Here is a 13257-nt window from a genome sequence, read left to right on the forward strand (position 1 = left end):
CCGGACCGCAATTTTATCGTTTTTAGGGCCAGGGTCCGCATTCTCTGCCACGAGCGTGCGAAATTGTGAGATCTTCCGCACCCCGGCAAGATAACCAGCAAGGAAGAAAGATGATCGACGCACTAGTCAGCGGCCGGCTCCACGGCCACGCCAGCGAACGTTCCGGCCAGGGCGGCAGCCAGTACGTGACCGCCAAGCTCAAGGCTGCCGTCAACGATGGCGACACCGTCATCGTCAATGTGATCGCGTTTGCCGACAAGGTGCGCGCAGGGCTGCTGGCGCTGGAGGACGGCGAATCGGTCGCGCTGTCAGGCAGCCTCACGCCCAAGGTCTGGACCGACAAGAACGGCGACACGCGGCCCGCCCTGGACCTGGTGGCCCATGCCATGCTGAGCGCGCACGGCCAGCAGGACTGACCGCCCCGGGGCAGCCGCGGCCAGTTGCGCGTCAGGCCTGCGCCGGCCGCAGCCAGCGGGTCCACCACGGCCCGGCCGCGGGTGCCTGCAGCCGCAGCGTGGACGCATGCCGGGCCAGCACTTCCACCCAGCCAGCCGACAGCGCCGCCACGCTGCCGGCGGGCAGGCGGCGCGGCTGCCGCCACACGGTGCCGGCCAGCCAGCGCGGCGCCTCGGTGAGTTCGATTTCGCCCTCCAGCACGCACAGGGTAGTGCCGGCCTTGGCATGGAAGCGCAGCACGCGGCTGCTTTCCAGGTCGATTGCCTGTGCTTGCGGCTCGGCGCCAGCCAGCATGGCGGGCGTGGGCTGCACGGGCTGCACAGTGGGGATGATCGGGTCTGAACGATAGCTTTGCATGATGCCGGCTCCCTGGCTTTGACAGGGTTCCAGACTACCGACGCGGGCCGGACCAGAACAGGCACACGCGCAAGGCTTGTGCACCGTAACAGAAGCGTAGCAGACCGTCTGTTACGATACAGAAGACCCCGATCTGTATCTGTTGCGCCGGCCGCCGCCGCGCCAACATGCCGCATGGAATCCGCCCCCCTCTACCGCCAGCTTGCCCAGCACTACCTGCACGCCATTGAAACGGGCGTTTTGAAGCCGGGGGACCGCGTGCCCTCCGTGCGCACGCTGATGGAGCTGCACGGCGTGAGCCTGTCGACTGCGCTGCAGGCCTGCCGGCAGATGGAAAGCGATGGCCTGCTCGAAGCCAGGCCGCGCTCGGGCTACTTCGTGCGGCACCGCCGGCACAAGCCGCTGGCGCCAATCGAAGAGCCAATCGCCACGCTGCCGGACCCCGCGCAATATGTGGGCATCCATGAGCGCATCTCCGCCATCACCGCGCGCGGGCACCAGCAACCGGTCGCGGTGAACTTTGCCGGCGCCTGCGGCGCGCCCGCGCTGTACCCCGCGCAAGGCCTGCGCAATGCGGCGGCGCGCGCGCTGCGCCTGCACCCGCAGCTGTTCGGCAGCGCGGCCGATTCCGGCGGCCATCCAGCCTTTCGCGCCGTGCTGGCGCGCAACGCGCTGCTCTCGCGCATCACGGTCGCGCCGGAAGATATCCTGGTGACCCACGGCTGCACCGAGGCGCTCAACCTCGCCCTGCGCGCGGTGGCACAGCCCGGCGACGTGATTGCCGTGGAGTCGCCCACCTACTACGGCCTGCTGCAGATCCTGGAGAGCCTGGGCATGCGCGCGCTGGAGATTCCCAGCAGCCCGCAGACCGGCATCTCGCTCGAAGCGCTGGAACTGGCAGCGCAGACCTACGACAACATCCGCGCCGTGGTGGTGGTGCCGAACCTGCAGAATCCGCTGGGCAGCATCATGCCGGACGCCAACAAGGCGCAGCTGGTGGCCTGGTGCGATGCGCGCGCCATCGCGCTGATCGAGGACGACTGCTTCTCCGCCCTGGCGGAGGGGGACGCGCCACTGGCCGCCCTCAAGGCCTGGGACCGCAGCGGCGGCGTGATCCATTGCGCCTCACTGCACAAGATCCTGGCGCCCGGCATGCGGCTGGGATGGATCGCCGCGGGCAAGTGGCAGGCGCGCGTGGAAATGCTCAAGTACAGCCAGTCGCGGCCCAACGAGTTGCTGGCGCAGATGGCGGCGGCCGAGTTCATGGGTTCCGGCGCGTTCGAGCGGCACCTGCGGCGCCTGCGCGAGCAATTGCGCAGCCAGCGCGCGCAGGTGGCCCAGGCGATTGCCGCCGAGTTTCCCGCCGGCACGCGTGCCTCCAACCCGAACGGCGGCCTGCACCTGTGGGTCGAGCTGCCGGGTTCGGTCCCGTCCGAGGCCGTGTTCGACCAGGCCATGGCGGCCGGCATCCGGGTCGTGCCCGGGGTGATGTTCTCCAACTCCAACCGCTTCGACCATTTCCTGCGGCTCAATTGCGGCACGCCGTTCACGCTGGAGATCGAGCGCGCGTTGCGCACGCTCGCCGCGGTGGTGGCGCGCCTGGCGCACAAGCCGTAGCGGCCGATGACGGATGGCGGATGGCGGATGGCAGGCGATGGGCATGGCGCGCCGCATCCGTCAGCTCGCGCCACCATTCGCTCCTGGCATCGTGCCGTTCATCGCAGCGCGCTAGGCGGCGGCGGACCGGCCCGGCATCCTTGCGAACATTGCCGAAACCGGCAGACCGCGACCAAGGAGAACCAGATGCCACACCCCCGCCTTGCGCTAGCCATCGGGACCGTGGGCTCCGTCCCCCGCCTTTGCACCGCCCGCCGCGCCGACCCGGCGCATCGCCTTGCGCGCGCCGATGCCAGGGCCAGCCAGGACACAAAAGACAACGCCGCGCGCACGGAGCATGACCAGGGACAAAGCAGCGACCCCTGGCTTGCCGCTACCATCGACCGGGTTCCTGTCCAGACCTTGACCGAGATGACTCATGCCAACTCCGCGGCCAGCGGCAAGCTCGATGAACTGCGCACCCTGGCCTCGCACCTGACCACCGGCTCGCTGCTGCAGGCGGCCACGCTGCAATTGATCGCCGAGCAAGAGAACGCGAAGCACCGGTACGCCCCCGCGCGCATCGCCGAGCTGTCCCGCCAGGCCTGACGCGCCGGCGTGCGCCATGTGTGGGTTTTTACGCCACACACTACCCATATCCTCACCTGCTGCCCTATGCTATCGCTCGTAGCGAGCATGGCGGCAGCCACGGCAAATCCGAGGCGGCGCAAAGCCAGCCGTGCCACACGCGTGCCAGCTCTGGCCCGCGCCAAACGGGATTGGGATGGGGATAGGGATTGGGAAAAGACGCATTGATGGCAACGACCGAAACGTCGCGGATCGACAACGAGTACAAGGCCTTGTTCCAGTTGGCGCCGGTCTCGCTGTGGCTGGAAGACTTCAGCGCCGTGCGCGAGCACTTCCAGGCCCTGCGTGCGCAGGGCGTGACCGACCTGCGCGGCCACCTGCGCGCCAATCCGGAGGAAGTCGCGCACTGCTCGGCACGGATCCGCGTGCTGGACGTGAACCAGCGCACGCTGGACCTCTTCCGCGCCGCCGACCTCACCGACCTCGTCAATAACCTCGACACCGTCTTTCGCGACGATATGTTCGACCAGCATGTCGAGGAACTCGGCCAGCTGTGGGACGGCGGGTTGCGCTTTTCAAGCCAGACCGTCAACTACACGCTGGAAGGCAAGCGGCTGGACATCCGCCTGGATGCCACCGTCATGCCCGGCCATGAGGCCACCTGGGAACGCGTGCTGCTGTCGATCGAGGACATCACCGCGCGCGTGGCCACCGAACGCGAGCTGCGCCGCAGCGAGCAATACGCGCTGGGCCTGTTCGAGCATTCGCCGGTCTCGCTGTGGGTCGAGGATTTCAGCGCGGTCAAGGTGCTGCTCGATGAAGTCCGCGGCGCGGGCATCTCGGACTTCCGCACCTTCCTCAACGTGCATCCGGATTTCATTTCCCGCTGCATGCAGGAAATCCGTGTGCTCGACGTCAACCAGCAAACCCTGCTGATGTTCAGCGCGTCGACCAAGGAGGAGCTGCTCTCGCGCCTGGGCGACGTGTTCCGCGACAATATGCGCATCCAGTTCGCCGAGCAATTGATCGACCTCTGGAACGAGAAACTCTGGCAGCAGCGCGAAGTCATCAACTACGCGCTGGATGGCCGGGCCGTGGACGTATTCATGCAGTGGTCGGTGTTTCCCGGCCGCGAGGCGGAGTGGGACCAGGTGCTGGTGTCGCTGACCGACATCACCGCGCGCAAGAAGGCCGAAGCCTATGTCGAATTCCTCGGCAAGCACGACGTGCTGACCAAGCTCTACAACCGCGCCTACTACGAAGACGAGCTCGCGCGGCTGGGCCGCAAGGGCCCGTGGCCGGTCAGCGTGATCGCGGTCGACCTGAACGGCCTGAAGCAGGTCAACGACCAGCTCGGCCACGGCGACGGCGATGCGCTCCTGCGCCGCACCGGCGAGGCGCTGAAAAAGGCCGTGGGCGACCAGGCCTGCGTGGCGCGGGTCGGGGGCGACGAGTTCATGGTGCTGCTGCCGGCACGCGACGAGCGCGGTGCGGCTACAGTGGTCGACCAGATCCACCAGGTGGTGGAACTCAACAACCAGTTCTATCCGGGCACCGCGCTCAGCCTGTCGATCGGCACCGCAAGCTGCGGCGCAACGGACCGCCTGAGCGACGCCGTCAAGCTGGCCGACGCCCGCATGTACCAGGCCAAGCGCGCCCACTACGAGGCGCTCGACGACGAGCGCGAGCGGCGGCGCCGATAGGCAATCGCCGATGTGCAATCGCCGATGTGCAAAAGAAAGGGCCGGCATCAGCCGGCCCCTTCTTCTTGCGTACTAAAGCCTGTCAGCGTTACAGGTACACGATCAGCGCCACGCCGGCGGCGATCAGGCCGAACTTGACCACGTAGTAAGCCGGCCGGCTCCACGCCTTGAAACGCCGGCGATACTGGCCGCAAACCCAGACAATACGGAACAGGCGGTTGATCATGCCGGTCTGGTCGGACTCTTCGTTGGGCGAACTCGCCGCGGTCATGACCTTGCGGCCCAGCCAGCGGTTGATCTTGCCGGCCCAGCCGAAGCGCATCGGACGCTCGATGTCGCAAAACAGGATCAGCCGGTTGCTGTCGCTCTTGTTCTCGGCCCAGTGCAGGTAGGTCTCGTCGAATACCACGCCCTCGCCATCACGCCAGCTATGGCGCTCGCCGTCGACCTCGATAAAGCAGCGGTCGTCGTTGGGCGTGGCCAGGCCCAGGTGATAACGCAGCGAACCCGCGAACGGATCGCGGTGCGGGTTCAGCTTGCCGCCGGGCGGCAGCTCGGCGAACATCGCCGCCTTCACGCTCGGCAGGCCGCGCAGCAGTTCCACCGTGCGCGGGCACAGGACCTCGGCCGACGGATGGCGGGCTTCGTACCATTTCAGGTAGAAACGCTTCCAGCCGTACTTGAAGAACGAGTTGAAACCGGCATCGTTGTTCTTGTCGGCGGCCTTGATCTTGCGCATGGCAGCCAGGGCAAGGCCTTCGTCGCGAATCTCCGGCCACGCAGCGCGGATCTTCTCCAGCTCGGGAAAACGCTCGACGGGGATGTAGGGCGTGCGCGGCACGCCGGAAAATATGTACATGAAGCAGTTGACCGGGGCCACCAGGGCCGAATGGTCGAGCAACTGGCGCCAGATGCGCAGCCTCACCTTGCCGCGAAAATGCACGTACAGGATCGCTCCCAGGTACGCCGCGACGATTATCCACTTGATCACCCGAAATCCTCCATATCAGCAGTACCGCGCGCAGTTGCATACGCGTAGCAACGCGACGGTGTCGGGGGCGAAAACCCGTAGTGTATCGAAATGGGACGCGCCCTGCTGGATGATATCGATACGCCACACGCCGATCCATCACACAGGATCGGCGGCGTAAGCGGCCTAAGCGGCGTAAGCGGCCTAAGCCGCCGGAGGGCAGCCTCGCCTCAGGGCGCGCCGCGGGATTGCCGGGCGATGCGCTCGATCAGCGCGTTGGCGTCGTCGGGCAACCCCCGCAGCGTCAGCAAGCGCGCGTTGAGCACCATATTCTCCAGCACCAGCTTGGCGGTGGAAGCCCACATGGTCGCCAGTAACGCGTCCACCGGCATGCCGGCCGTCTCCATGGCGCTGGAGCGCTGCGCCACCAGACGGCACACCAACGCGCGCAGCGTGGCGTCGTCGAAGGGCAGGTCGGCATAGTCGATGGGGTCTTCCTTCTCGACTTCCACCATCAGTTGCAGCAGCATGTCTTCGGTCATCGGCAAGCTCCCAGGAAGGCTTCAAGGGTCGGATGGTCCTGTTGATGACGCTAATCCTCGGCCCTTGCGTTGTCAATGTGGTGGCCGATCGGCGCTAGCGCATTGACGCAATGGCAACAGGCACCGGGTCCGGCACCCGCGGCAGTAACAGGGACATCCGATGACTCAGGGTAAGCGATAGACAGGTCCCATCAGTCGGCACTGAACAAAGCGTGTAAGCTCCGGTCTGATCTTTACTACCAACCAAGCACCAGAGTTCATGACCGAGCGTTTGTTGTCAGCCATGCGTCAATACGCATGGTTCAGTGGTGTCAAGCACCACGTAGTCCAAGGTGTCGAAGCGCTGGCCACCTTGCTCAAATCTCCCGCAGTCGCAGCCCGCGCAGTGGCTGCCATCGTTGCAGAAACCGAACAGGGCGTGCAGGTGTGGGTGTCCTACTTCGGCAAGCCGATGGATCCGCATACCCAATACGTTTTCTGGCCAATGCAGCGCGCGCTCAAGCCCGCGCGACGACGCGTAGCCATGGTCCCGTTACCGCCGCAGCACCGGGATCGCCGTTAGCCTCGTTGCACCATGCATCGCGAATGGCTGGCTGATGCCGGCGATTCGCGAGCATCAAACCGATGCATCAAGCCAAAGCATCAAGCCAAAGCATCCTGCCTCGACATCCCCTCCCCCGCTCCCCTCATTTCCCATGCCGCCGCTCAGGCGTCGGCCCAGCGCCGCAGCAGGTTGTGATACACGCCGGTAAGTCCCACCACGGCCGCGTCCTTGTGCCCCAGAGCCTGGCCGACCCGCTGGATCTGCGTATCGAGCTCAAACAGTACCGAGCGCTGGCCCTCGTCGCGCACCATGCTTTGAATCCAGAAAAATGACGACACGCGCGCGCCGCGCGTAATCGGGCTGACGTGGTGCAGGCTGGTGGCCGGGTACAGCACCATATGCCCTGCTGGCAGCTTCACGCGTTGCTGCCCGTAGGTATCCTCCACCACCAGTTCGCCACCGTCGTAGTCTTCCGGCTCCGTCAGGAACAGCGTTGCCGAGAGGTCGCTGCGCACGCGGAAGTTGGTACCGCGCAGGTGGCGGATCGCGTTGTCGATATGGTTGTCGAACGCGTGCCCGCCCTCGTAGCGGTTGAACAAGGGCGGATAGACCTTGAGCGGCAGCGCGGCCGAGATGAAGAGCGGATTGGCGCCCAGCGCATCCTGGATCAGGTCGCCCACCTGGCGCGCTACCGGCGAGCCTTCGGGCAGTTGGAGGTTGCGCTTGGCCAATGCCGACTGATGCCCGGAAGTGGCGTTGCCGTCGGTCCACTCGGCTGCATCCATCCAGGCGCGGCATTGGGCAACCTGCGCCTTTGTCAGCACATCCGGGATCTGCAGCATCATGATTTCAATTACCTCGGCAAGACGGTTGGCCCGGGCACCTTGCCGTACCCGGGACGAGCGCCGATTGTAAGAGAAAGCCGTCCATCATACAAATGGGAATCATTATCAGTATCTGCCAGCCTTGACCTGACGCAAGTCCTGCGCAGAGGCGCTGCCCTGTAGGCCTTGTGCCGACATGCGTCGGGCATGCGGCCTACTACAATGGATTGCACCCAGTCCATATTGCCAAGGAGACGGAAATGCCCGAACCGGTACACGACGAAGCGTTGGTCAACCTCTACCTCGAGCAGATTTCCGCCCTGTCGATCAGTGCCTTCGATGGCGCGGATGTGAACGAGGAACTCGGACAGGTGGTGCGCGAGGCCGTCGATCGGTGCGGCGCAAGCAAGACCGCGCCGCAGGGGAATAACCTGAGCGTGCTGATCGAGCGCTTGACCGCCCGGTCCGAAGCAGCGGCGCGCGAAGGCCAGCCGCAAGTGCGAGACACGTTTTCGCGCGCGGCCGAGCTGGCCCGGGCGCCCGCCTGAATCCCTGACTGGCGCTGTGCGGGCGCAAGCCAGCGCGACACTGAACCTCTCAGCGGATCACAGTCTCTAATTGTTATCGCCCGGCGCCCGCCGGGCGCGATCCACTGGCGAACCAGAAGCCCCATGCACAGCGCCTTGCTCCGCTTGTTGTTAGCAGTGACAGTGCTGTGCGTGGGCGCATGCGCCGGCTACCCTTACTACGACCCTTACGACAGCTACAACCCCTACAACCCCTATGATCCCTACGGGTTCGACGAGGGCGGCGTAGCCTATCCCCCTGGCACTTACGGGTTCGCGTATGGATACGACCGTGCGCCCTACTATGGCGGGTTCTACGGCCCGGCCTTCTACTACGGTTACGGTGGCTATCGCGGCTATCGCGGCTACGGCTACTATCGCGGCCCCGGCTACCACGCGGGCGGGCCGCGATACTACGGCGGCTATCACTCCGGCATGGCGCACGGCTACTACCGTGGCCGCGGCTGGGGAGGTACGGGAGGTACGGGAGGCACGCGAGGCAGCCACGGCGGAGGCGGCCGCGGGCGGCACTGATCGGTGCGAATCCATGGTGCACGCAATGCAAACCGGTCGCGTGCAACGCTTGGGTTTCGTATCTTCGGGAATTTGCAGAACATGGCCAGGACGGCCCGGGGATCAGCCTCGGAGACCAGGAAAGGTCTTTGGTTGCGGGGGCAGGACTTGAACCTGCGACCTTCGGGTTATGAGCCCGACGAGCTGCCAACTGCTCCACCCCGCGTCCGAGAGGCCGGATTATGGTGGATCCCACCGCGCATTGCAATCGCTTTGTGACGTCATCGTGAAAATCCCGCCATCCGGCGCGCCATCCCGTGTGCGCATCCGCTAGTCCGTCACCGGGCCCACGAGCTTATCCACAAGCTGGTAGGCCGCAGCGAACGCAGCGACTTCGGCCGCGTGCCGGGTAGCAAACTGCGCACCGTCGCCCGACATGCGCTCGATGTCGCCGGCATCGGAGGGATCCGCACCCTCCTGGCAGACACGCACCTCGTACCCCCACTGGGCAACCTTGCCCAAAGCCGGGACACCGCCGTCATCCGGCTTCGATACGAGGACATAGACGTCCATGCCCCGATATGCCTCCACCCGCCAGTCCGCATTGCTCATTGGATCCTCCATGGTTCTTGCCGCAAGCATGAAGCATAGCCGCTCGCCCCCAACGCGCTCCTGAACCAGCCTATGCCGCCAGCAGCGCCCCCGCAAGACGGCGTGCGCCTATACACCACGGCGCGCGGCGTGATAGCGTACCCCGCGCATGGGACTATCCGAATCGTCGAGGCAGTGCCGGACAAACGCCAGTTGCCGCTGCAGACCGGCGCCAGGCCCGGCCCACATTGCCCGGCCCAGCAGGTGACTCACCGCAACCTCCTGCCAGGACGCCATCTGCGCGAAGACCTGCGACGCCGCCTGCTCGATCACGGCCCATGCCTGCGCTTCGGTTTGCATGCCACAGTCGTAAGCGGCCCGCGCGACATGAATCGCCCGGCTCATGTCCCAGGCCAGGACGCCACGCGCAAGATCGACCCGGGAGCCAAGCAGGCGGCTCGCCCGCAGGTCCGGCATGGCGCGCTCGAGATTGTCGATGCAGCGGGCAAGACGCACCGGATCGAAGCGATCATCGAGCAGCACGATCTCACGCTCGCGTGCCGCGCGCGGCACCGAGAACAAGATCCGGCAGACCTGCGGATACAGCGCGCGATGCCCCTCCTCCAGCAGCCATGCCAGCGTGCCGCGTGCCTCGCCAGCCGTATGGATATGCCAGTCGGTAGCCAGCACGGCCGCCTGCGTGCGTGAATCCACACCGGTGGCAAGGGTGCTGACGTTAAGGGTCGACCGCGCATCGTGCAAAAAGCCCACCAGCAAACTGCGCGTGTACTCGCCGATAGCCGGTGCAGCCTTGTCCTCCGGCGCCTGGCTGGCAACGCAGCCTTGCGGGCCCGGCCCGCGCTCCGCCGCTGATGACAACGCGGATGGCGACATGCCCGGCTTGCGCCAGCGGCATGCGGCACTGGCCACAGCGGCGAGTATGGCGGCACAGACAAACCACGGCAACGATCGCATCACAAGACGCCCCAAAGGAAAGCGTGATCGCTCGGCCCGGCAGAGCGGGAAGCAGCAGCAAGAGAGCGATCCGGTTATGAACGCGCGAGGATGCGCACCGGAATAGAGATTAGCGAGAGGAAGCTCGGCGCACGATGAGACAAGTCTCAATCGCGGCGATTACCGTCGACGCACGGCAGAACGCCGTAGAATGGCCACACCAGGGACCGAGAGCGACGGCAGAAGCCAAAATGAAAAAAGAGCTTCCATTTCTGGAAGCTCTTTTTGCAATGAGTGGTGCGGCTGGCAGGATTCGAACCCACGACCCCTTGGTTCGTAGCCAAGTACTCTATCCAACTGAGCTACAGCCGCACGCGAAGACGGCATTCTAGCGCAGTGAGAAAAAAATGCAAGCCCCCCTTTTTTGCCTGCCGGTCATGGCTACCAGCGATAGCGCGCGCCCAGCGTGCCCCCAGGATTGCGCCCGGCTTTCAGCTTGACCCAGAGCTTGACGCCCCCGTTCGTGCTGCCGTGCGCGCCAAGGTTGACGGAGAGTAGCCCGCGCAGCATGTCGGGATCGATGCGGGTGCCATTGATGTTGATCACCTGCTTGTGGTCCTGCCAAAGATCCGCCTCGACAAAGGGGTACACCCCGCCGACGCCGGTTAGCCGGGTCGGCTGCGTCCGGTAGACTCGCACCACCACCTCCGCGGCGCTTGCGTCCGCAGGCTGCCCGGAGAGAAAACCGGTTGCATTCTTATCGAGGCCGGGCTGATAGGCGAGTTGCAAGCGCGACTGTATCGTCAGGCCTCCGCTGCGCGGCAATACGGTATCCAGCGCGAGTGCCATGCTTTGTATCCGGCCGCCAACGACGCCGGTGGCCGAAGTGGCATCGTCCAGCCGCAGGAAGAACTCGGCGTGTCGCGGCCGGCTGGCGGGTTCGGCATAACCCGGATCGCGCAAGGCCGCCGAGAGCCCGGGGGCATCATTATCCGCGCTGGGCAGAGCCGATGCAGCGGAAGTACTGCCGGCCCAGGAGGACCACTTGCCAATCGACGCGACCAGCGGTGCCTGCACATCGCCACCACTGGCTGGCGCCGCCGGCGACGGGGATTCACCCGCAAGCTGCGCAAAGGAATCGGGTTCGAGCTGGTCCCAGCCGAGACCAGCCTTGCTGCCGGAGGGACGCTCTTCGGCCTGCGCCAGGGAGGCCACCAGCATCGCAAGGATCGAGCAGCAACAAAGCCGGTAAGGATGGGGGTGGGGATGGGCGCCGTATGCGCAAAACCCGGTCCCTGCCGTGCCTGCACCGCCCTGCGTCACGCTCGCAGATGACACACCCCTGGCCATGACTGCAACCCCTGGCTGAAATGAACCATGTCGACTCTGTTTGAGCATAGGTCAAACAAAGCGCAAGCGTTAGGGGTCGGGCGCGCCTTGCGTGGGGCGCCGCACAGGGCCGCCTGGCGAGCGGCCGGATCGTGCCGGCCGCTGCCACATTGCTATGCAAACCAGAGGCGCTCCGCTAGGATCGCGGCTGCCCGCCGGGACGCAGGACGAAAGCTCGGCGAGCCAGCCTTAGCGGTGCAAGAAGAAGCGAATCAACGGAAAAGCGGAAGATCCTGATGACCAACGACCCCATTGACAGGCCTGACAATCCTGGCGAGCGCGATGCTTCAAAGATGAAACAGAATGGCGCCGTCGGCAAGTTGCCGATCGCTCCGGTACACAACGTCCTGCGTGACACCCGCGAACTGCTGGGCAGCAGCGGCGAGCTCGAAGCCGGGCGCGGCATGATTACCGCCATCCTTGCGCTGGCCCTGGGCGGGCTGAGCCTGCTGGGCGTGATTGCCTTCCATTTCCCGCAATACCTGACCACGCCCGAGCTACGCCACAAGTATTCGGTCGACGTGTTGCGTCACGTGCTGTTTGCCGCGCTGCTGGTGTCCGGCGGCATGTCGCTGAGCAACCTGGTGCTGGGCCGCAAGCGCAGCCTGAACGCCGCGGCATTCGCACTGGTAGCGCTGGCGGTGGCGCTGGGCGGCTCACGCGTAGCCGTGGGCGACTTCCCGGACCACACGCCGTACATCGGCCTGGACTGGTTCATCCTCGACCTGCTCGGCTCAACGCTGATCTTCGTCGTGATCGAAAAGATGTTCCCGCTCTATCGCGGGCAGGCCGTATTCCGGCGCGAATGGCAGACCGACCTGGTGCACTTTGCGGTCAACCACTTCATCGTTGGCCTGATCCTGCTGACGGTTAACTTCCTCATTTTCCGCTTGTTCGGCTGGCTGGTGCGCGACAGCGTGCACGCGTTCGTGGGGGGCATTCCCTTCGTGCTGCAACTGCTGCTGTGCATTCTCGCGGCCGACCTGGCGCAGTACTGGACCCACCGCGCGTATCACGAGGTACCCTTCCTGTGGAAATTCCACGCCGTGCACCACAGCACCAAGACCATGGACTGGCTCGCTGGCTCGCGCCAGCACATGCTGGAACTGGTGTTCACGCGCGTGCTGGTGTTGGCGCCGCTCTACGTGCTGGGCTTTAACAAGAGCGTCATCGACGCGTACATCATCATCGTCGGCTTCCAGGCGGTGTTCAACCACGCCAATGTCCACCTGCCGTGGGGCCCGCTGCGCTACCTGGTGGTCACGCCGGATTTCCATCACTGGCACCATGCGTCGGATGACGAGGCGATCGACAAGAACTACGCGGCGCACTATGCCTTTCTCGACTACCTGTTTGGCACCGCGGTGAAATCCGGCAAGCGTTTCCCCGAAAAATACGGCGTGGTCGGCGACTACATGCCGGACGGCTTCGTGCGCCAGCAGCTATTCCCCTTCCGGCCGATGCCGCCGGCGCGCAAGGACGACGAGGCATAAGACGGCCCGGCATACTGGCATGACGTGCGCCAGCCCGGGATCGAAGCCCTGCAGGTCGGCGATATTTTATGCCGGCCGCCGTCCCATCGCGGATCGGGGCGAAACCAGATGGAATGCGTGGAGCGCGAGAAATAGGCCGCCTTGGGCGGCGGCGCCCTGAAATGCGCCGGA

General features: G+C 65.3%; 15 protein-coding genes and 2 tRNA genes. 8 read left to right on the top strand and 9 right to left on the bottom strand.

What is annotated here, in order from left to right:
- The first annotated feature begins 110 nt into the window (after positions 1 to 110).
- Positions 111 to 416, top strand: coding sequence for a single-stranded DNA-binding protein (locus AC1RWI_RS18350; protein WP_043344617.1), 306 nt, complete (start codon positions 111 to 113; stop codon positions 414 to 416).
- Positions 417 to 447: 31 nt separating this feature from the next.
- Here AC1RWI_RS18350 and AC1RWI_RS18355 read toward each other — a convergent pair whose 3' ends face one another.
- A complete protein-coding gene (locus AC1RWI_RS18355; protein ID WP_492867909.1) occupies positions 448 to 813 on the bottom strand; it encodes a hypothetical protein in 366 nt (121 codons plus the stop codon).
- A 174-nt stretch (positions 814 to 987) separates the two neighbouring features.
- Between AC1RWI_RS18355 and AC1RWI_RS18360 the strand changes: the two genes are divergently transcribed.
- The 3 genes from AC1RWI_RS18360 (at position 988) to AC1RWI_RS18370 (ending at position 4700) form a co-directional block, all read left to right on the top strand.
- Complete coding sequence (locus AC1RWI_RS18360; RefSeq protein WP_492867911.1) at positions 988 to 2430, top strand: aminotransferase-like domain-containing protein; 1443 nt, start codon at positions 988 to 990, stop codon at positions 2428 to 2430.
- A gap of 186 nt (positions 2431 to 2616) precedes the next feature.
- Positions 2617 to 3018, top strand: a complete 402-nt coding sequence (locus AC1RWI_RS18365) for a hypothetical protein (protein WP_492867913.1) — start codon at positions 2617 to 2619, stop codon at positions 3016 to 3018.
- A gap of 206 nt (positions 3019 to 3224) precedes the next feature.
- Entirely contained in the window at positions 3225 to 4700 is a 1476-nt protein-coding gene (locus AC1RWI_RS18370) for a sensor domain-containing diguanylate cyclase (protein ID WP_492867915.1), read from the top strand.
- An 88-nt stretch (positions 4701 to 4788) separates the two neighbouring features.
- Here the strand turns inward: AC1RWI_RS18370 and lpxO are convergent, their stop codons facing one another.
- Positions 4789 to 5691 (bottom strand): lipid A hydroxylase LpxO, encoded by a 903-nt coding sequence (gene lpxO / locus AC1RWI_RS18375; protein ID WP_043344612.1) that lies wholly within the window; start codon positions 5689 to 5691, stop codon positions 4789 to 4791.
- Between the two features lie 209 nt (positions 5692 to 5900).
- Positions 5901 to 6212, bottom strand: a complete 312-nt coding sequence (locus AC1RWI_RS18380) for a hypothetical protein (protein ID WP_043344611.1) — start codon at positions 6210 to 6212, stop codon at positions 5901 to 5903.
- A 259-nt stretch (positions 6213 to 6471) separates the two neighbouring features.
- Between AC1RWI_RS18380 and AC1RWI_RS18385 the strand changes: the two genes are divergently transcribed.
- A complete protein-coding gene (locus AC1RWI_RS18385) occupies positions 6472 to 6774 on the top strand; it encodes a hypothetical protein (protein WP_082054800.1) in 303 nt (100 codons plus the stop codon).
- A 143-nt stretch (positions 6775 to 6917) separates the two neighbouring features.
- Here the strand turns inward: AC1RWI_RS18385 and AC1RWI_RS18390 are convergent, their stop codons facing one another.
- The gene (locus tag AC1RWI_RS18390) at positions 6918 to 7601 is read right to left on the bottom strand and encodes a Fe2+-dependent dioxygenase (RefSeq protein ID WP_492867918.1); all 684 of its coding nucleotides are present in this window, start codon (positions 7599 to 7601) and stop codon (positions 6918 to 6920) included.
- A 239-nt stretch (positions 7602 to 7840) separates the two neighbouring features.
- Between AC1RWI_RS18390 and AC1RWI_RS18395 the strand changes: the two genes are divergently transcribed.
- Both AC1RWI_RS18395 and AC1RWI_RS18400 read left to right on the top strand, forming a co-directional pair.
- On the top strand, positions 7841 to 8128 hold the full coding sequence (locus AC1RWI_RS18395) for a hypothetical protein (RefSeq protein ID WP_043344609.1): 288 nt from the start codon (positions 7841 to 7843) through the stop codon (positions 8126 to 8128).
- A gap of 123 nt (positions 8129 to 8251) precedes the next feature.
- Positions 8252 to 8680 (top strand): hypothetical protein, encoded by a 429-nt coding sequence (locus AC1RWI_RS18400; RefSeq protein ID WP_492867920.1) that lies wholly within the window; start codon positions 8252 to 8254, stop codon positions 8678 to 8680.
- A 129-nt stretch (positions 8681 to 8809) separates the two neighbouring features.
- Here AC1RWI_RS18400 and AC1RWI_RS18405 read toward each other — a convergent pair.
- The 5 genes from AC1RWI_RS18405 to AC1RWI_RS18425 all read right to left on the bottom strand — a co-directional run bounded on the left by AC1RWI_RS18405 (position 8810) and on the right by AC1RWI_RS18425 (position 11425).
- Positions 8810 to 8885 (bottom strand) — tRNA-Met (locus AC1RWI_RS18405).
- Positions 8886 to 8989: 104 nt separating this feature from the next.
- Positions 8990 to 9271 carry a hypothetical protein gene (locus AC1RWI_RS18410; RefSeq protein WP_043351390.1) on the bottom strand — a complete coding sequence of 94 codons (282 nt, stop codon included), beginning with the start codon at positions 9269 to 9271 and terminating at the stop codon, positions 8990 to 8992.
- 108 nt (positions 9272 to 9379) lie between these two features.
- A complete protein-coding gene (locus AC1RWI_RS18415; RefSeq protein WP_492867922.1) occupies positions 9380 to 10144 on the bottom strand; it encodes a DUF1266 domain-containing protein in 765 nt (254 codons plus the stop codon).
- A 355-nt stretch (positions 10145 to 10499) separates the two neighbouring features.
- Positions 10500 to 10576: transfer RNA gene (locus AC1RWI_RS18420), tRNA-Arg, on the bottom strand.
- 69 nt (positions 10577 to 10645) lie between these two features.
- Positions 10646 to 11425 carry a hypothetical protein gene (locus AC1RWI_RS18425; RefSeq protein WP_043355595.1) on the bottom strand — a complete coding sequence of 260 codons (780 nt, stop codon included), beginning with the start codon at positions 11423 to 11425 and terminating at the stop codon, positions 10646 to 10648.
- Between the two features lie 461 nt (positions 11426 to 11886).
- Here AC1RWI_RS18425 and AC1RWI_RS18430 point away from each other — a divergent pair, with 461 nt between their 5' ends.
- Positions 11887 to 13086 carry a sterol desaturase family protein gene (locus AC1RWI_RS18430; protein WP_052495288.1) on the top strand — a complete coding sequence of 400 codons (1200 nt, stop codon included), beginning with the start codon at positions 11887 to 11889 and terminating at the stop codon, positions 13084 to 13086.
- Positions 13087 to 13257: the final 171 nt, after the last annotated feature.

Source organism: Cupriavidus sp. MPR-AND1C (assembly GCF_058809705.1).